This window comes from Vibrio sp. M260118 (genome assembly GCF_036533755.1).
Classification (GTDB): Bacteria; Pseudomonadota; Gammaproteobacteria; order Enterobacterales; family Vibrionaceae; genus Vibrio.
Map to the genome: position 1 here is coordinate 1 of NZ_JATABG010000031.1, position 17,975 is coordinate 17,975.

Annotated in this window: 15 protein-coding genes and 3 tRNA genes; 7 read left to right on the forward strand and 11 right to left on the reverse strand. The window is 45.2% G+C overall.

Annotation, left to right across the window (positions count from 1 at the left end):
- Nucleotides 1-227: 227 nt before the first annotated feature.
- From QTO00_RS03805 to QTO00_RS03815, 3 genes are all read right to left on the reverse strand, one after another.
- A tRNA-Pro gene (locus QTO00_RS03805) sits at nt 228-304 on the reverse strand.
- A gap of 55 nt (nt 305-359) precedes the next feature.
- Nucleotides 360-435: transfer RNA gene (locus QTO00_RS03810), tRNA-His, on the reverse strand.
- Between the two features lie 34 nt (nt 436-469).
- Nucleotides 470-546, reverse strand: a tRNA-Arg gene (locus QTO00_RS03815).
- 308 nt (nt 547-854) lie between these two features.
- Here QTO00_RS03815 and QTO00_RS03820 point away from each other — a divergent pair.
- Nucleotides 855-1,268, forward strand: a complete 414-nt coding sequence (locus tag QTO00_RS03820; RefSeq protein WP_038209993.1) for a c-type cytochrome — start codon at nt 855-857, stop codon at nt 1,266-1,268.
- Between the two features lie 79 nt (nt 1,269-1,347).
- On the opposite strand, the gene rep is transcribed toward QTO00_RS03820, so the two are convergent.
- Nucleotides 1,348-3,366 carry a DNA helicase Rep gene (gene rep, locus QTO00_RS03825; RefSeq protein ID WP_331423063.1) on the reverse strand — a complete coding sequence of 673 codons (2,019 nt, stop codon included), beginning with the start codon at nt 3,364-3,366 and terminating at the stop codon, nt 1,348-1,350.
- 225 nt (nt 3,367-3,591) lie between these two features.
- Here rep and QTO00_RS03830 point away from each other — a divergent pair, with 225 nt between their 5' ends.
- From QTO00_RS03830 to ubiK, 4 genes are all read left to right on the forward strand, one after another.
- Entirely contained in the window at nt 3,592-4,158 is a 567-nt protein-coding gene (locus QTO00_RS03830; protein ID WP_038209995.1) for a TetR/AcrR family transcriptional regulator, read from the forward strand.
- A gap of 18 nt (nt 4,159-4,176) precedes the next feature.
- On the forward strand, nt 4,177-5,283 hold the full coding sequence (locus QTO00_RS03835; protein WP_038209996.1) for an efflux RND transporter periplasmic adaptor subunit: 1,107 nt from the start codon (nt 4,177-4,179) through the stop codon (nt 5,281-5,283).
- An 11-nt stretch (nt 5,284-5,294) separates the two neighbouring features.
- Nucleotides 5,295-8,417, forward strand: coding sequence for a multidrug efflux RND transporter permease subunit (locus QTO00_RS03840; RefSeq protein WP_331423067.1), 3,123 nt, complete (start codon nt 5,295-5,297; stop codon nt 8,415-8,417).
- Nucleotides 8,418-8,561: 144 nt separating this feature from the next.
- Nucleotides 8,562-8,813: a ubiquinone biosynthesis accessory factor UbiK gene (gene ubiK / locus QTO00_RS03845; protein ID WP_331423069.1), complete on the forward strand. Its 252-nt coding sequence runs from the start codon at nt 8,562-8,564 to the stop codon at nt 8,811-8,813.
- A gap of 305 nt (nt 8,814-9,118) precedes the next feature.
- Here the strand turns inward: ubiK and ilvC are convergent, their stop codons facing one another.
- A complete protein-coding gene (gene ilvC, locus QTO00_RS03850; RefSeq protein ID WP_331423070.1) occupies nt 9,119-10,603 on the reverse strand; it encodes a ketol-acid reductoisomerase in 1,485 nt (494 codons plus the stop codon).
- Nucleotides 10,604-10,748: 145 nt separating this feature from the next.
- On the opposite strand from ilvC, the gene ilvY reads away from it, so the two are divergent.
- The gene (gene ilvY / locus QTO00_RS03855) at nt 10,749-11,639 is read left to right on the forward strand and encodes an HTH-type transcriptional activator IlvY (RefSeq protein WP_038210002.1); all 891 of its coding nucleotides are present in this window, start codon (nt 10,749-10,751) and stop codon (nt 11,637-11,639) included.
- A gap of 225 nt (nt 11,640-11,864) precedes the next feature.
- Here the strand turns inward: ilvY and hemN are convergent, their stop codons facing one another.
- From hemN to QTO00_RS03880, 5 genes are all read right to left on the reverse strand, one after another.
- Nucleotides 11,865-13,253, reverse strand: a complete 1,389-nt coding sequence (gene hemN, locus QTO00_RS03860; protein WP_331423072.1) for an oxygen-independent coproporphyrinogen III oxidase — start codon at nt 13,251-13,253, stop codon at nt 11,865-11,867.
- 184 nt (nt 13,254-13,437) lie between these two features.
- On the reverse strand, nt 13,438-13,926 hold the full coding sequence (locus QTO00_RS03865; RefSeq protein ID WP_331423073.1) for a DUF2489 domain-containing protein: 489 nt from the start codon (nt 13,924-13,926) through the stop codon (nt 13,438-13,440).
- 9 nt (nt 13,927-13,935) lie between these two features.
- The gene (gene yihI / locus QTO00_RS03870) at nt 13,936-14,499 is read right to left on the reverse strand and encodes a Der GTPase-activating protein YihI (RefSeq protein ID WP_331423074.1); all 564 of its coding nucleotides are present in this window, start codon (nt 14,497-14,499) and stop codon (nt 13,936-13,938) included.
- Nucleotides 14,499-15,137 (reverse strand): class I SAM-dependent methyltransferase, encoded by a 639-nt coding sequence (locus tag QTO00_RS03875; RefSeq protein WP_331423076.1) that lies wholly within the window; start codon nt 15,135-15,137, stop codon nt 14,499-14,501. Before QTO00_RS03875 ends, yihI begins: the two co-directional genes overlap by 1 nt.
- Before the next feature lie 725 nt (nt 15,138-15,862).
- On the reverse strand, nt 15,863-16,480 hold the full coding sequence (locus QTO00_RS03880; RefSeq protein WP_038210012.1) for a c-type cytochrome: 618 nt from the start codon (nt 16,478-16,480) through the stop codon (nt 15,863-15,865).
- Nucleotides 16,481-16,628: 148 nt separating this feature from the next.
- On the opposite strand from QTO00_RS03880, the gene yihA reads away from it, so the two are divergent.
- Nucleotides 16,629-17,294 (forward strand): ribosome biogenesis GTP-binding protein YihA/YsxC, encoded by a 666-nt coding sequence (gene yihA, locus QTO00_RS03885; protein ID WP_331423078.1) that lies wholly within the window; start codon nt 16,629-16,631, stop codon nt 17,292-17,294.
- Between the two features lie 529 nt (nt 17,295-17,823).
- Here the strand turns inward: yihA and QTO00_RS20960 are convergent.
- Nucleotides 17,824-17,871: a hypothetical protein gene (locus tag QTO00_RS20960; protein WP_438356636.1), complete on the reverse strand. Its 48-nt coding sequence runs from the start codon at nt 17,869-17,871 to the stop codon at nt 17,824-17,826.
- Nucleotides 17,872-17,975 lie beyond the last annotated feature (104 nt).

Below are 17,975 nucleotides of genomic sequence, written 5' to 3' on the forward strand. Positions count from 1 at the left end.
AGATACGAGATACGAGATACGAGATACGAGATACGAGATACGAGATACGAGATTATTTTATCCGTTAGAGAACAAATACGGTCAACGACTTTTTGATAAGTAGTACCTACATCTCGCAGGGCGAAGCCCGTTCCCGATTCTCGCGGGCGCAACCCGATCTAGTAGCGAAGCGTTCCAGATTTCCGAAATGCAAAAAAGCCCTAGTCTTTCGACTAGGGCTTTAATAGTGGTCGGTGAAGAGGGATTCGAACCCCCGACCCTCTGGTCCCAAACCAGATGCGCTACCAAGCTGCGCTATTCACCGACGAATGTTTTGTCCCGATGTTCATCCGGACAGGAAACCGAAGTTACCTTAATAATGGGGTGGCTAACGGGACTTGAACCCGCGACAACTGGAATCACAATCCAGGGCTCTACCAACTGAGCTATAGCCACCACTATAATTTTTACCGATAAACCTTTAGGCGAATGGCACGCCCGAAAGGATTCGAACCTTCGACCTTTGGCTCCGGAGGCCAACGCTCTATCCAACTGAGCTACGGGCGCATGCCCTATCGGCGGAGTGGAATAATACGTATATCACACTATGTCGTCTAGTACTTTTTCAACTTTTTTTATCGTTTGGCGCCTTTTTGGGCAAATAAAGTGTGATAAACCCCTACTTCCGATTAGATACCTCCCCTAAAGCAGTTAACTTGTTGTTTATTGCAACAAGTTAACAGGATATAATCACCCATTATTTACATTGATTTAACAGCTCGTGCTGATTTATCGCAACACATGCTTGTTGATCAAGCCCCACTCTAATAAATAGGTAAGCACGCACTTACCCTCAGGAATGTAAAGTGAGTTTAATGGATATGTCTCGAAAAATGCTAACCGCTTTGGTCGCTGCGATCACTTTTTCTAGCGCCACTTTTGCAGCAAATATTAGCCAAGAAGAATATGATGCAATCGCAGAACGTATTAAGCCTGTCGGTGACGTTTACCTAGCCGGTGCTGAACCAGTGAAAGCTGAACCAACCGGTCCGCGCGATGGTGCGACTGTATATGGTACCTTCTGTATCGCCTGTCACGCTTCTGGTGTGAGCGGCGCACCTAAAACAGGTAATGCTGATGATTGGGCTCCGCGTATTGCACAAGGACATGATGTCCTAAACGACCACGCAATCAATGGCTTCAACGCCATGCCAGCGAGAGGCACTTGTATGGACTGTTCTGATGACGAGGTTATCGCGGCCATCGATCACATGATTGAAGGTCTATAAGTTCCCTCTATATATAGATAGGAAAAAGGCTTGGTAATTACCAAGCCTTTTTTGTATCCGTCTATTTTATTGCTAACCACTACTTCTTATTGAACATGGATCGTAAGTTAGCGATATGAGCCTGCCCTTTCGCCATGCGTTCTTCTTGGGTTACTGGCTTTTTCGTCTGCTCCCACTCGACATCATCAAAAGGTAGCTCATCTAGAAAACGACTTTGTGTCGGTTTAATCAACTCACCAAACTGACGACGCTCTTTACACATAGTAAATGTCAGCTCGCGCTGCGCACGGGTAATACCTACATACATAAGGCGGCGTTCTTCTTCAACATTATCTTCGTCAATGCTGGTTTGGTGAGGCAAGATACCCTCTTCTGAACCGATCAAATAGACGTAAGGAAACTCCAAACCTTTAGAGGCGTGCAAAGTCATAAGTTGAACCGCATCACTGTCATCATCTTCTTCTCCACGTTCCATCATGTCGCGAAGAGTTAGGCGTTGAACCACCTCTTTTAAACTCTTCTCTTCTTGGTCATAGTTATCCCCCTCTAGGTCAGCCACAATCCAAGAGTAGAGATCGGACACGTTCTTCATTCGCATCTCTGCTGCTTTTGGGCTTGAAGAGGTTTCGTATAGCCAGTCTTCGTAATTGATATCACGGACTAATGAGCGTACCGCTTCCACCGTATCCCCGCGCTCACCTTGATCGGCAATTTTCACTAGCCAAGAGGTAAACTGACGCAAATTCTCTAGCCCTCGACCAGTCAACGATTGCTCTAGCCCAAGCTCAAAACTTGCTTCAAATAGACTTTTGCCACGCATATTGGCGTAACTGCCTAATTTTTCTAATGTTACTGGACCTATTTCGCGCCTTGGCGTGTTCACAATACGTAAAAACGCGTTGTCATCATCCGGATTAACTAACACCTTCAAGTAAGCCATGATGTCTTTGATCTCAGCACGGGCGAAGAACGAGGTGCCGCCAGATAGCTTATACGGCACCCGGTTTTGCATCAGAGACTTTTCAATCAAACGCGACTGGTGATTACCTCGATATAAGATCGCATAGTCTTTGTAGTCAGTTCGATTAAGAAATTTATGGGCGATCAATTCACCAGTGACTCGCTCAGCTTCATGCTCCTCATTCTTAGCCATGAGAACTTTGAGCTTTTCACCATCAGGAATTTCTGAAAACAGTGACTTCTCATAGACATGAGGGTTGTTGGCAATAAGAATGTTAGCGGCTCGAAGGATGCGACTGGTTGAACGGTAGTTTTGTTCAAGCTTAATAAGACGGAGATTGGGATAATCTTCACCCAGCAGTACCAAGTTTTGTGGCTTAGCTCCACGCCAAGAGTAGATGGATTGGTCGTCATCGCCAACCACGGTTAGGCGCCCACGCTCTCCCACGATCAACTTAACTAAATCGTACTGGCTGGTGTTGGTATCTTGGTATTCATCAACAAGGAGGTAGCGGATACGACTCTGCCAACGTTGACGTACCTCTTGGTTGCTACGCAGCAATTGTACAGGAAGAGAGATGAGGTCATCAAAATCCAACGCGTTATAAGCTTTCATCTGTTTTTGGTACATCTCAAAGCAGAAAGCAAATAACTGTTGCTGCTCACCTTGCGCTTGCGCTTTAGCTTGTTCAGGCGTCAGCATGTCGTTTTTCCAGTTGGAGATGGTGCTCAACAACTGGCGTAAAAGGTCTTTGTCGCCATCAAGCTGCTGTTCGGTCAGCTCTTTAAGTAGTGCCATTTGGTCTTGGTCATCAAAGAGAGAGAAGCCCGACTTTAACCCAAGTGCTTTGTACTCTCGCTTAATGATGTTCAAACCTAGGGTATGAAAGGTCGACACCATCAATCCTTTGGCCTCATTTTTACCTAATGTCTGGCCAACGCGCTCTTTCATCTCTCGCGCTGCTTTATTAGTAAAGGTCACCGCAGCGATATTTCGTGCTTTGTAGCCACACTGCTGCACCAAATAAGCGATCTTATTCGTAATAACACGAGTTTTACCTGAACCTGCTCCCGCAAGTACCAAGCATGGACCAGATACATACTTAACGGCTTCATCTTGATTGGGGTTCAGCTTCATGTTTGTCTCAGAAATTTAAAAAAGGTGGCGCATATAATAATAGTGCAATGGCCAGATTGCTATGTTTATACCCAACTGCAGACAACCAAAATATCTATCAATCGTTATGATTAATAAACTTTCATCAATCCAATCATTGAAAGTTTCGTTTTTAATGACATACTAGGCTACAATGAATGAACGTTCATTCATTACTTATAACGGTCACTGTCTGGTTCTGACTTTATGATAGATAAAAGACAAAAAATCATAGATGCCGCTGAGAAGCTTATTGCCGAATCGGGGTTTCACGGTCTGTCTATGCACAAGATCGCTAGGGAAGCTGGGGTCGCGGCAGGCACCATCTACCGCTACTTCTCAGACAAAGAAGATTTGTTGCTACAAGTTCGCTTAGCCGTCGTAGAACGCAACGCAGGTCTTATTCAGCAAGGCGTTGACGACTCGATGAATCTAAAAGAACGATTTCGCAAAATGTGGCTTAACATTTTCGAGCTTTCAGGGTCTAACATCATCAATCTAAAGAATCGAGCTCAATACGACTCTTTGCCGTGCGTTCGAAGCCATGAAACCAAAGAGATTGAGCGCAAGATGTTTTATAAACTCGATCGACTCTTTACTGAAGGACGAGAGCAAGGCGTGTTTAAACCCTTAGAAAACTCAGTGTTAGCTGCGCTTAGTTTAGAAGTCAGCGCCACCCTGGCACGCAAACAAGCCCTTGGATATTACCAACTTGACGAGAACGCCATAGAATCAGCTATCGAAGCGAGTTGGGATGCAATTATCACACACTAATTTGGAGTTCTAATCAGAATGAAAAAGTGGACTTTCTTTATGTTACTTATCGCTATTTTGCTATTCGGCAGTGTGATAGGTTTCAATCTATTTAAACAGCAAAAGATTGCTGAATACATGGCTAATCGTCCTGAACCAGAGTTCCCGGTTACCGTCACAGAAGTCAGTCCTGTGGACTGGGTTCCTGTTATTGAAGCGATTGGCTTTATCGAGCCAAACCAAGGCGTTACTATTGCAAACGAAACCAGTGGTGTGATTGATAAAATTGCTTTTGAGTCAGGCACACAAGTCGAAGAAGGACAGCCTCTAGTCTTACTTGACTCTGAGGTTGAGAAAGCAAACCTCAAGAGTACCCAAGCTAAACTGCCAGCCTCGGAAGCCAAATACAAACGCTACCAAGGCCTGTACAAAAAAGGCTCTATTTCTAAAGAAGCATACGATGAAGCAGAAGCTAACTACTTCTCGCTTAAAGCCGATATCGAGAGCTTGAAAGCGTCAATTGACCGCCGTGAAATCAAAGCACCATTTGCCGGTGTGATTGGTATCCGCAACGTTTATCTCGGTCAGTACCTTCAAGCGGGTACCGATATTGTTCGCCTTGAAGACACGAGTGTAATGCGTTTACGTTTCACCGTTCCTCAAACCGACATTTCACGCATCACGCTTAATCAAGAAGTCGATATCTTTGTTGACGCTTATCCTGAAAAGCCATTCAAAGGGTCTATCGCCGCTATCGAACCTGCGGTAAACATTCAGAGTGGCCTAATTCAGGTACAAGCAGATATCCCAAACAGCGACGGCAAACTACGCAGCGGTATGTTTGCGCGTGCCAACATCATTCTGCCTAAGCTTGAGAATCAAGTAACACTGCCGCAAACAGCGATCACTTTCACTCTATACGGTGATAACGTCTACATAGTCACTGAAGAAGATGGTGAGAAACGCGTTAAACAGCAAGTGGTTAAAGTTGGCGAACGCACTAAAGATATTGCTCATATCTTAGAAGGTGTTAAAGCCGGCGACGTCGTTGTCACTTCTGGGCAAGTGCGTTTAAGTAACCATGCTAAAGTTCGTGTAGTAGAAAGCGATGCGACTACTCCACCAGCTGAAACACCAATGCTGTAACTGGAGGCCTCATGCGCTTTACTGATGTTTTTATTAAACGTCCAGTTTTAGCGGTATCGATCAGTTTCTTAATCGCCCTGCTTGGCCTACAAGCGGTGTTTAAGATGCAGGTTCGTGAATACCCTGAAATGACGAATACGGTGGTAACGGTTTCAACCAGTTACTACGGTGCAAGTGCTGACCTTATCCAAGGCTTCATTACTCAACCTTTGGAACAAGCGGTCGCACAGGCAGACAACATTGACTATATGACTTCATCATCGGTGTTGGGTAAATCCACCATAACCGTAAACATGAAGCTAAACACCGATCCCAATGCGGCACTGTCAGATATTTTGGCTAAAACTAACTCTGTTCGCTCTCAACTTCCTAAAGAAGCGGAAGACCCAACAGTCACTATGTCTACCGGCTCGACAACGGCGGTACTTTATATTGGTTTCACCAGTGATGAGTTGTCATCAAGCCAAATTACCGATTACCTTGAGCGTGTAATCAATCCTCAGCTATTTACTGTCAACGGTGTTTCTAAAGTTGATCTTTACGGTGGTATGAAATACGCACTGCGCATCTGGCTAGATCCGGCAAAAATGGCAGCGCTAAACTTAACCGCTACGGACGTAATGAACGTACTGAATGCCAACAACTACCAGTCAGCAACTGGCCAAGCAGTGGGTGAGTTCGTACTTTACAATGGTAGCGCGGATACTCAGGTATCCAACGTTGACGAGCTATCAAACCTTGTAGTCAGCACTGACGAAGGTAACGTTACTCGCCTAAGTGACATTGCGAAAGTGACGCTAGAGAAGAGCCATGACGTTTACCGTGCTAGTGCCAACGGTCAAGAAGCTGTAGTTGCTGCCATCAACGCGGCGCCAAGTGCTAACCCGATTAACATTGCTGCAGATGTACTGGAACTACTGCCTCAGCTAGAGCGTAACCTACCAAGTACCATCAAGATGAACGTGATGTACGACTCAACGATCGCAATCAACGAGTCTATCAACGAAGTTATCAAGACGATTGCTGAAGCGGCGTTAATAGTACTGGTGGTTATCACCTTGTTCCTCGGTTCATTCCGCGCGGTACTTATCCCAATTATAACAATCCCACTGTCATTGATCGGTGTGGCGATGGTCATGCAAGCGATGGGCTTCTCATGGAACCTGATGACACTACTCGCCATGGTACTTGCCATCGGCCTGGTAGTCGATGATGCGATCGTTGTTCTTGAAAACGTTGACCGTCACATCAAACTCGGTGAATCACCATTCCGAGCCGCAATTATTGGTACCCGTGAAATCGCGGTTCCGGTTATCGCGATGACCCTGACGTTAGGTGCAGTCTATGCGCCGATCGCGCTAATGGGGGGTATTACGGGCTCGCTATTCAAAGAGTTCGCCTTGACCCTAGCAGGTTCAGTATTTGTATCCGGTATTGTCGCGCTGACCCTGTCTCCTATGATGTGTTCGAAGATGCTCAAAGAGCACCAAGAACCAAGCAAGTTTGAGCTAAAAGTTCATAGCATCCTTGATAGCATGACCAACCGCTACGAAAGCATGCTTAAAGCTGTGATGCAACATCGCCCGGTTGTAATCGCATTCGCTGTCATTGTGTTTGCTAGTCTGCCAATGTTATTTAAGTTTATCCCAAGTGAACTTGCTCCATCTGAGGATAAAGGCGTTGTGATGCTGATGGGTACTGCACCATCAAATGCAAACTTGGACTTCATGCAAAACACCATGAACGATGTCAACCAGATCCTATCTGACCAGCCTGAAGTGGCATTTGCTCAGGTATTTACTGGAGTACCAAACTCCAACCAAGCATTTGGTATTGCCTCTATGGTGCCTTGGAGTGAGCGTGAAGCCAGTCAATCCGAAGTGGCTAACCGCGTTGGTGGATTAGTATCAAACGTACCGGGAATGGCGGTAACGGCATTCCAGATGCCAGAACTACCCGGTGCTGGTTCAGGCCTACCAATTCAATTCGTTATCACCACGCCAAATGCATTTGAGAGCTTATTCTCAATTGCAACCGATGTGCTAACGGAAGTGAAATCGAGCCCAATGTTCGTCTATTCAGATCTGGATCTGAACTACGACTCGGCAACGATGAAAATCAATATCGATAAAGACAAAGCCGGTGCATACGGCGTGACCATGCAAGACATCGGTATTACGCTAAGTACCATGATGGCGGATGGCTACGTTAACCGCATCGACTTAAACGGGCGTTCATACGAGGTGATTCCTCAAGTTGAGCGTAAGTGGCGTCTAAACCCAGAGTCGATGAATAACTACTATGTACGCAGTGCAAATGGTAAAGCAGTGCCTCTTGGTAGTTTGATTACGATTGATGTCGTAGCAGAGCCTCGATCTCTACCTCACTTCAACCAGCTAAACTCAGCGACTGTTGGTGCGGTTCCTGCTCCTGGTTCAGCGATGGGTGATGCTATTGCATGGTTTGAAGATATTGCAGCGAACAAACTGCCTAACGGCTACAACCATGATTACATGGGCGAGGCGCGCCAATACGTTACAGAAGGTAGCGCTCTTTATGCCACCTTTGGTTTGGCACTAGCGATCATCTTCTTAGTGTTGGCAATCCAGTTTGAATCAGTAAAAGACCCGCTAGTTATCATGGTCTCTGTACCATTGGCGATCTGTGGTGCTCTGATTGCCCTTGCATGGGGTGCGGCAACGATGAATATCTACTCTCAGGTTGGTCTGATTACCTTAGTTGGTCTTATCACCAAGCACGGTATCTTGATCTGTGAAGTTGCCAAAGAAGAGCAACTACACAACAAACTGAGCAAGATGGATGCGGTAATGGAAGCGGCAAAAGTTCGTCTACGCCCTATCCTAATGACGACCGCTGCGATGATTGCTGGTTTGATCCCGCTGATGTACGCCACTGGCGCAGGTGCAGCTCAGCGCTTTAGTATCGGTATTGTTATCGTTGCAGGTCTTGCGATTGGTACTATCTTTACTCTGTTCGTGCTGCCTGTGATTTACAGTTACCTAGCAGAGAAACACAAGCCTCTACCCGTGTTTGTCGAAGATAAAGACTTAGAAAAGCTAGCGCGTATCGATGAAGCGAAAGCGGCTCATCGTGAACTAGCAGACAACAAGTAATTTGCTTTTATTACCAAAGGCCACTTCGGTGGCCTTTTTTGTACCTGCGATTTGGCAAGACGCTTCGAATTTTTACCATCGAAGTAGCGACTTTCACGGTTCAATTAAATAGAATAACGACAAATTGAAAGGAGTTTTAGTCGCATGTTTGACCCAAAGAAACTAGAGCAAATTGCTAAGCAAATTCATGACTCTATGCCAGCACCAGTAAAAGAGCTCGGCGCAGATGTTGATCAAAAAGTTCGCCAAGTCATCCAAGGCCAACTGAACAAGCTCGACGTAGTCAGCCGTGAAGAGTTTGATGTTCAAACTCAAGTCCTACTACGTACACGCCAAAAGCTGACTGAGATGGAAAAGAAACTAGCCGATGTCGAAGAGAAGCTAGCGGACAAGTAAGCAAGAAGTGAAATAGAACGAGGGGCTGACGTTACGCGTCGGCCCTTTTTGTTGGTGAACGCTTTGCTACGGAGTTGGGATGCGCGAAAGGACTTCGTCCTACGGAGAGCTAAAGTTCCCATTAATCATCCATTGACTCAAATCCAGTTTTCCACCAGCGCAGCGTTCCCGTTTTTCATAGGGCGAAGCCCGTTCCAAGCGCCAATCGCAAAACAAAAAGGCTTGGTCAACGGTGACCAAGCCTTTTAATTAGATGTTGTGTTTTATTTTGTATTTATCACCCCAGTCTGCCTGGAGTTTTTCAATTAACCACCAACGGCAATTCTTTTCATATCACTCATGTATGAGCGTAGCTCTTCACCGATGTACTCTACTGGGTGGTTACGAATCGCATCGTTAACTGCGATTAGCGTCGCGTTATCTACTTGGTTCGACGGCTCGCCTAAACCTTTACCGATTACGTCTGTGCCTACTGATGGCATGAACTTCTCACGTAGTAGCGGAGTTGCTACGTTAGCGAATAGGTAGTTACCGTATTCCGCTGTATCTGAGATTACTACGTTCATTTCGTATAGGCGCTTGCGAGCAACTGTGTTTGCGATTAGCGGTAGCTCGTGTAGTGACTCATAGTAAGCAGACTCATCAATGATGCCTGATGCTGTCATTGCTTCGAATGCTAGCTCAACACCTGCACGAACCATTGCCACTAGAAGGATACCGTTGTCGAAGTACTCTTGCTCAGGGATTTCTACATCGCCCGCTGGGTAGTTTTCGAATGCGGTTTCGCCTGTCTCTTCACGCCAGCCTAGTAGGTTTGCGTCGTCGTTTGCCCAGTCAGCCATCATAGTGCTTGAGAACTCACCAGTGATGATGTCATCCATGTGCTTGTTGTAAAGCGGACGCATTAGCTCTTTTAGCTCTTCAGAAAGCTCAAATGCTTTTACTTTAGCTGGGTTTGATAGACGGTCCATCATGTGCGTGATGCCACCAAACTTCAGTGCTTCAGTGATCGTTTCCCAACCGTATTGTAGAAGCTTACCTGCGTAGCTTGGGTCGATACCTTCAGCAACCATCTTCTCGTAAGAAACGATAGAACCTGCTTGTAGCATGCCACATAGGATAGTTTGCTCACCCATTAGGTCAGATTTAACTTCTGCAACGAATGAAGACTCTAGACAGCCCGCGCGGTGACCACCTGTACCTGCAGCCCATGCTTTCGCGATATCCCAGCCTTCACCTTTTGGATCGTTCTCTGGGTGAACAGCGATAAGTGTTGGAACACCGAAACCACGCTTGTACTCTTCACGTACTTCAGTACCTGGACACTTAGGCGCCACCATAACAACCGTTAGGTCTTTACGGATTTGCATACCTTCTTCAACAACGTTGAAACCGTGTGAATAACCTAGTGCAGCACCCTCTTTCATTAGCGGCATGACTGTTTCTACTACGTTAGTGTGCTGCTTATCTGGCGTAAGGTTGATGACTAGGTCTGCTTCAGGAATTAGCGTTTCGTAGCTTGCTACTTCAAAACCATTCTCTTTTGCGTTCTTGTAAGATTGACGCTGCTCATCAATCGCAGCCTGACGTAGAGCGTAAGCTACGTTTAGACCAGAATCGCGCATATTTAAGCCTTGGTTTAAGCCTTGAGCACCACAACCAACGATGACCACTTTCTTACCTTTTAGGTAATCAGCTTCAGTTGCAAACTCGCTGCGGTCCATGAAACGGCAACGACCTAGTTGGTCTAGCTGCTCGCGTAGGTTCAAAGTGTTGAAATAGTTAGCCATCGGGGCGCTCCTTTGTAGAATTTTTCCATTGAGGTCGGTCGCTTGTGGACCGAATGAGTTCATACTAAAACAGGTATTTCATTGCTTAAAGTGATATATTCACAATTAGTAATTGCAAATAATGCAACATGGAAGTGACCGTTTAATGAACATAAAATGCCTGCAGTTGTTTATCCACTTGTGCGACAGTAAAAGCTTCGCCAAAACGGCTTCAGCAATGCACATAAGCCCGTCAGCATTAAGCCGACAAATTCAAAAACTTGAGAGCGATACGGGTCAGGTGCTATTTGTGCGTGACAACCGCAGTGTTGAGCTAACCCCTGCGGCGAAAAAGCTCCTCCCCGTAGCATTAAATATTCTTGGCGAGTGGCAAAACTACAATGCGCAGCTAAAAGGCCACGAAGAAGAACTTAAGGGTGAGATTCGCCTGTTTTGCTCAGTTACAGCAAGCTATAGTCATCTGCCAGAACTGCTGTCAGAATTTCGCCTTAAGCACCCTTTTATCGAGTTTAAGCTCTCTACTGGCGACCCAGCCCAAGCGATTGACAAGGTACTGAGTGATGAAGCCGATATTGCGATATCAGCTCAGCCAGAACAGCTTCCGGCTCGGATTGAGTTTGAAACCATCAGTGAGATACCACTTTCTGTCATTGCCCCTATTGGCGTGAGCAACTTTGCTAAAGAGCTACAAAAAGATAAGCCTGATTGGTCTGCCATTCCGTTTATTGTCCCAGAGTCAGGTACCGCCCGAGAGCGTGCCAATACATGGTTTAAGGCGATGAAGATTAAACCGAACATCTACGCTCAGGTATCCGGTCATGAGGCAATAGTCAGCATGGTCGCGCTAGGTTGTGGAGTTGGTATTGCACCTGATGTGGTCATTAACAACAGCCCGGTGAAAGAGAAGATAGAGCGTTTGAAGGTTGCTTCTATTAAGCCTTTCAAGCTCGGGGTTTGCTGCAAGCGCTCACAGTTAGACAATCCATTGGTCAACGCGCTTTGGAAGATGGCCAACGACACCTACATCGCCCCATAATCTAAGCCTTTGAAAGCAAAAAGCCACCGCTTTTTCCGATAAAGAAAGGCGGTGGCTTTCGATATATCCAATTTTCAAACCAAGCCGTCATTTCCGAGAAGGAGGAACGACTGAGTTGGAAATCTCGATTTAGGTTATGAGATTCCCGACTACACGACTTCGTCGCTATCGGGAATGACGTATGACTCGAAACAACGACGCTGTGGTTTCAAATATGACGAAAACTTAAATGACCCGGGAGAACTGCTGTTGACGCGCCTTTGCCCTTAAATACTTATCAAAACACATACAGATGTTTCGAATCAGTAAGCGGCCACGTAAGGTCACGCGGATCTCTTTATCATCCACTTCCACCAACTGATCGTTGACGAAGGTCTGCAGCAACTGTAAATCTTCTTTAAAGTAGTCATTAAACTTAACTTTAAACTCAGCTTCGATCGCCGTCTTATCTAGCTTAAAATTACAAATTAGCTGTTTGATCACTTCGCGACGAAGTAAGTCATCACTATCAAGAGCAACGCCTTTCCACAATGCATGGCGCTGTTCGCTGACTTGAGCATAGTACTTCTTGAGCTCTTTTTGGTTCTGGGCGTAAGCATCGCCAATCATAGAGATAGCAGAGACACCGAAGCCAACTAAATCAGCTTCACCTTGTGTGGTATAACCTTGGAAATTACGGTGCAGAATACCATTGCGTTGAGCCACTGCGAGTTCATCATCAGGCTGGGCAAAGTGGTCCATACCGATAAATTGATACCCTGCGCCTGTCAGCGTTGCGATGGTATCTTGCAAAATCGCCATCTTCTCTTCAGCAACGGGAAGGTCTTCATCTTTAATCTTACGCTGCGCGGCAAATAGCTGTGGCATATGAGCATAGTTAAATACCGACAAACGACCTGGCTCCATCTCAAGCACTTGCTTTAAGGTCTGCGCAAAAGAGTCTTTGGTCTGCTTAGGTAGTCCGTAGATAAGATCTAGGTTTGTCGAGCGGAAACCAAGTTGCTTCGCACGCTCAACCATAGCAAAAATAAACTCTTCATCTTGCTCACGGTTAACTAGCTGCTGCACTTCTTTATTGAAGTCTTGTACACCGATACTTAGACGGTTGAAACCTTCTCCGCGCAAGTGATCTAGCATGTCGAGTTCAATTTCACGCGGGTCAACTTCGATACTAATCTCAGCATCACCTTCAAAATAAAACTCATCACGCAGAATATCCATAATGCGGCTAATCTGAGCTTTAGTTAGGAAAGTCGGCGTACCACCACCAAAATGCAGTTGAGTCACTTTGCGCCCTTGCAACAAGGCCGCGCGAGTGCGAACTTCTAGCTCAAGCACATCTAAATACTCGTCAGCTTTGTGTGCATGACGCGTAATCACCTTATTACAGCCACAGTAGTAGCAAAGCTTATGGCAGAAAGGAATATGGATGTATAGAGACAGCGGTCGCTCAGAATACTGGGTGCACGCCATATCGTAGTCTGCAACTGTAAACGCTTCATGAAACTCTAAAGCCGTTGGGTATGAGGTATAGCGAGGACCTGAATAGTTGTACTTATCAAGGATGGCTTGATCCCAGACTATTTGCTGACTTGCGACGACATGCTGCGACATGATGGTATTTCCGTTTGAGCTGTAATGGTTCGTTTGGCTCCACGAGCCATTATTATTAGCGGGCTATTTTGCCACACCTCGATATCACTAGTTGTAGGAGAGAGTAGATTTTGAGTAGTAATGCTCAGAATTGCTAGCTCGATCACTCCCTCTAAAGGGTAATCGATCGAGCTATAAAGGCAATCTAGACCATTTGAATGTTGATTTGATTGTTGAGAGGCTGAACCTTCTTTTGCAGCTTTTTCAGCTCTTCCACAATTGACTTTTGCAGACGCGACTCGGCTTTGTGACGAGCAAGGTTTTGCTTCATGCGTTCTTGCTTAGGCAAGTTTTGACGCTCTTCGCCTCGAGCCATATCTTTAACAATATGGAAAAGCTCAGATGTCGCTGGAAACTCTTGGTCGAAATCAACCCGCTCTTCACCCTGGACGTAATCCATAATGTTGTAGAGACGGATGCTGATTTCAGACAGGTCACACTGCTCTTGAATACCCGCTAGGCAAAGCGTATTTACGCTTTCAAAGATATTCGCGTTACGTTTTTCAATTGCTAGCTTTTGATGCTGCAATTGCAATTCCTTTTGCTTCTTTACTTGGAGCAGAAGGTAACCCGCATATGACGCTAGGCCAAGAATAATGACTCCGCCAGCAATGGCTAATAAGGTTACATTCATCTTGCTCAATTATCCTTTAAATTGGTTCAGGTCTAGATCTTCAAACTGAGAAAGTAGCTCATCATCTGAGTCTGCTTTCTTGCTCGCCTTTTTCTTAGCGACAGGCTGCTCTACAACTTCTTCCTCAAGCTCTTCTTCAGGTGCCTCTTCATAGATACCTAGCTGCTTCATCAAGACTTCAATACGAGCTAACTTCTCATCAACGTATTTTTGTAGACCAGCACCCAAGCTATCACCGTTGTCTAGGCGATCGAGCAATACGTTCAATTGTGCATCACTCTCTAGCATCTCGAGTTCTTTCTCTGCATTTATACGACGTTCAGCCTTGGTTGGTTTCTTCGCCGCCTCAACAATCAGAGGAATTTTCTTTTTGCTGCCTAAACGTGGATCACGCTTTTGGCCGACAGTCTGTTGTTTGCTGTCTTTTGCTTCAGAGTTACGACCGCCGGTTTTTAGACCTTTGCGCTTTTTCTCTTTTTTACGTAGACGTCCTTCAACGTCTGATTCTGTGCGGTTACGAACAACGATAACGTCGCTATTACCACCAGATCTTACTTTCTTACTACGGCTCATTACTGGGCTTTCCTCAGTAAAATTACATCATTACCAATAAATTCAAGCTTGAGCTGATCCCGCTCTGCCAAGTACTGAAACGTATTACGACTAAAGAACACCACATGGGTCTGATCGTTTTTATAGTGCCACGAGGCAAACGCTTCAACATCAATGACCATCTTGGTCATAAGACCAATCCAGCCACCTGGCTTAACTAAATTCAACCATTGCTGCCACACCTTATTCGGTTCGTAGAGGTGCTCTATAACCTCAGTAGCAGTCATAAAATCATACGACTCTTTTAACACCGCTTTATCGGGATGGTAGTAAATGTCGTATAAATTCATCGTGTGCCCCTGCTCTTGCAACATTAATGACAATGTTGGTCCAGGACCACAACCAAAATCTAACCCGTGAGAGTTAGGCTTAATTCGCTCCAACATAGGCTCTGACACTCGCGATAAAAAGCGTCGGTACCCTTGATCGCTTGGGTCATTCTCATGCAGATCGTAGTGAGCTTTCTCTGATTTTGCATCCATACGTTGGTCAGGATTAACAAAGACAAGCTCACATTGCTGACACTGCAAATACTCTCGACGTTTGTCTCGATAGTAGTGCTGAGTCTCCAAGCTTTGGCAAAGGGGGCAACTATGCATAAAGGGTGCGTTTACCTTATCCTCAAACAGGGATGCGAAACATACCAGAAAGTCGCGTTAGAGTGGAGCACTATTGTGCAAATAATCATCGCTTTTTGAAAAATAGAAATAAAAAAAGCGATAGGGTTACCTATCGCTTTCTAAATGCCTTGCGGCAAAACTGTGTTGCACTTAGTCTAGTGCACCAATATTCCATTTGTTTTTAGTGCTTTCCCTGCCAAAAGTGTTGTTTGCCACCATCCTGGTGAGTTTTGGCTTTCCTTTTACTTCCTGCTGTCTGGGCTTATCCTAAGCCTGCTCCATTTCACTGTCTTAAACCATTAGACAAGTCGACCATCCTTATCAAAGTAGGTTTCCTACCTACCCGTTTCCGTTCAGCAACTACCAAGTTTCCATTACTTGCGTCCATGGAGACTTCCTAGTCTACAATCCATTTTCAGCGTCCTGCCGATGAGTTCAATTTACTCCGATGGTGAAAATGAGCAATCCACTCAAAATAATAAATTTCACTTTTTTAACTGCCATTTTTAAACAACCTACTTTCAATAACTTACAAATTAGGCATGGAAAATAGTACCAACAAGTATGGGCGATCTCTCACAGCCAGTCAGGAAAGATCACCACAGCTTGATTCAAACCTGATGTGAGCGATCTCAAACGAAAAAGCCCAAGCAAACGCCTGGGCTTTTTCTCTACAACTTTATGCTCGAACGAATAAGTAGGGCTTAATGTAGGCCACCAACATATTTTGAAAGAGTATCGATATCGTCATCCGTGAGTTTTTTGGCAATATCGCGCATCATCTCGTTCATATCGTTGTTACGCGAACCATCACGGAATTTCTCAAGCTGAGCTTTGATGTAATCTGCATGCTGGCCAGAAATTTTCGGGAAGCCAGACAGTTCAGTACCGTCACCACGCGGACCGTGACAAGCAATACAAGCCGTTAAGCCACGCTCTGCATCACCAGCGGTGTAGAGTACTTTACCTGCATCAACAACATTCTCAGGTGTCGTATTGTGTGAAATTGGTAGCGAAGCATAGTAAGCTGCCAGGTCTTTCATATCCTGTTCTGACAAAGGCAGAGCCATGCCACTCATGACAGGATCCATACGACCTTGCTTACCATTACTTGTCATACCGAGTTTCAGGTCTCTCAGCTGCTTCTCAATATACTTAGCATGCTGACCTGCCAGTTTAGGGTACATAGCAAGTTGACTGTTGCCATCTGCTCCATGGCAGGCAACACAGGTTTGGGATTTTGCTTTACCAGCTTCGATGTTACCTTGGGCCCACACGGAGCAGCTGGCTAAAAGACTCAAGATTAGCGCTAATTTCTTCATGACATTCCATTATAATTATCAAGCTTCCGGTACCACTTGCTGTTGCCAGTCGTGATACAATAGGCGACCTTATGCCGAGCACGGTTATTTTACACAATTTCACAAAAAAGTAATCAATCGACTACACAAAGTCGAGATGGAGTTAACAGTGAGCGTAAAAATTCATTATCAAAACACGCATTTCATCACGAGTGCGCCGGATATCCGCGCCTTACCAGCAGATGAAGGTATCGAAGTTGCGTTTGCAGGGCGCTCCAATGCGGGCAAATCTAGCTCCCTAAACCGATTGACCAATCAGCGTAGTCTGGCAAAAACCAGTAAAACACCTGGCCGTACACAATTAATTAACCTTTTTAAGGTCACTGAAGGTTGTCATATCGTCGATTTACCGGGATATGGTTTTGCTCAAGTACCGCTAGAGATGAAGAAAAAGTGGCAAAAATCTTTGGGTGAATACCTACAGAAGCGCCAATGTTTAAAAGGCTTAGTGGTATTGATGGATATTCGTCACCCGATGAAAGACCTCGACCAACAACTGATTTTCTGGGCTGTAGACAGCGGCATTCCCGTTCAAGTTCTACTGACCAAAGCAGACAAGCTGAAGAGCGGTGCGCGTAAAGCACAGGTTCTAAAGATCAAAAAGGATGCGGTCGGATTTGGTGGTGATGTCAGTGTCGCTGCTTTCTCATCTTTGAAGGGTATTGGTGTCGACACACTACGCAGCAAACTTGATGAGTGGTTCGCTCCTGCCATTGCACAAGCCTCGGTCGAAGAAATTATAGAAGAAGAGACCCTAGACGACGAACAAGAGTAAGCGGATAAAGCGCTCAGTGATTCTAGCCCTGCCCTCTGCGGCGGGGCTTTTTTGTTTACGCTTGTAGGGGTAAGTAGGTAATAAGATTGGTACTAGTAGAAAATAAGAGCCCCACCATCCTGGTGGGGCAACGGGAGAGATCGTAGTTATTATTAATTATGGGTTAAGGATTATTCATCTCTCTGAGTAAATCAATAGCTTAAATAACCACCAAAACTGTCCATAACCCCCCCCCCAAAAAAAACACAAGATATTGAAAATAAACAGTATATTATTGTACAGACACGATATCCCACCAAGTTTACGTGGTTACTTTATCGACCAAAATAACCAAACTGTGATTGGTGTTTTGTTACAAAAATTCGCCAAATTACATTCAATTACTTAATGAGGTGGACGGTCAGAGAAAACAATAGCAACAAAAATAGGAGTTAGAGAGTCGTAGATTGAGTAAGGAGTTGGTCAGTTGGAAACTTTTCTTTGCCACAATAAAAAACGCCCCAGTCAAATACTGACTGGGGCGGCTGAATCAGCCTAATCCAATAACGTGAAACAAAAGGTCTGAAAGATAGAACATCTTACCTCTGTACCCTACGCAGATTAATGTACAACAATTGGTCAGAAAATAAAACCATTTTTGTAATTTTTTTTCATTAACTTTTTATTAAACTACATTTGCGT

What these genes read in the sequence shown, in the direction of transcription:
- QTO00_RS03820 (WP_038209993.1), top strand. Translation starts at nt 855, where the DNA reads ATGGATATGTCTCGAAAAATGCTAACCGCTTTGGTCGCTGCGATCACT.
- rep (WP_331423063.1), bottom strand. Translation starts at nt 3,366, where the DNA reads ATGAAGCTGAACCCCAATCAAGATGAAGCCGTTAAGTATGTATCTGGT.
- QTO00_RS03830 (WP_038209995.1), top strand. Translation starts at nt 3,592, where the DNA reads ATGATAGATAAAAGACAAAAAATCATAGATGCCGCTGAGAAGCTTATT.
- QTO00_RS03835 (WP_038209996.1), top strand. Translation starts at nt 4,177, where the DNA reads ATGAAAAAGTGGACTTTCTTTATGTTACTTATCGCTATTTTGCTATTC.
- QTO00_RS03840 (WP_331423067.1), top strand. Translation starts at nt 5,295, where the DNA reads ATGCGCTTTACTGATGTTTTTATTAAACGTCCAGTTTTAGCGGTATCG.
- ubiK (WP_331423069.1), top strand. Translation starts at nt 8,562, where the DNA reads ATGTTTGACCCAAAGAAACTAGAGCAAATTGCTAAGCAAATTCATGAC.
- ilvC (WP_331423070.1), bottom strand. Translation starts at nt 10,603, where the DNA reads ATGGCTAACTATTTCAACACTTTGAACCTACGCGAGCAGCTAGACCAA.
- ilvY (WP_038210002.1), top strand. Translation starts at nt 10,749, where the DNA reads ATGAACATAAAATGCCTGCAGTTGTTTATCCACTTGTGCGACAGTAAA.
- hemN (WP_331423072.1), bottom strand. Translation starts at nt 13,253, where the DNA reads ATGTCGCAGCATGTCGTCGCAAGTCAGCAAATAGTCTGGGATCAAGCC.
- QTO00_RS03865 (WP_331423073.1), bottom strand. Translation starts at nt 13,926, where the DNA reads ATGAATGTAACCTTATTAGCCATTGCTGGCGGAGTCATTATTCTTGGC.
- yihI (WP_331423074.1), bottom strand. Translation starts at nt 14,499, where the DNA reads ATGAGCCGTAGTAAGAAAGTAAGATCTGGTGGTAATAGCGACGTTATC.
- QTO00_RS03875 (WP_331423076.1), bottom strand. Translation starts at nt 15,137, where the DNA reads ATGCATAGTTGCCCCCTTTGCCAAAGCTTGGAGACTCAGCACTACTAT.
- QTO00_RS03880 (WP_038210012.1), bottom strand. Translation starts at nt 16,480, where the DNA reads ATGAAGAAATTAGCGCTAATCTTGAGTCTTTTAGCCAGCTGCTCCGTG.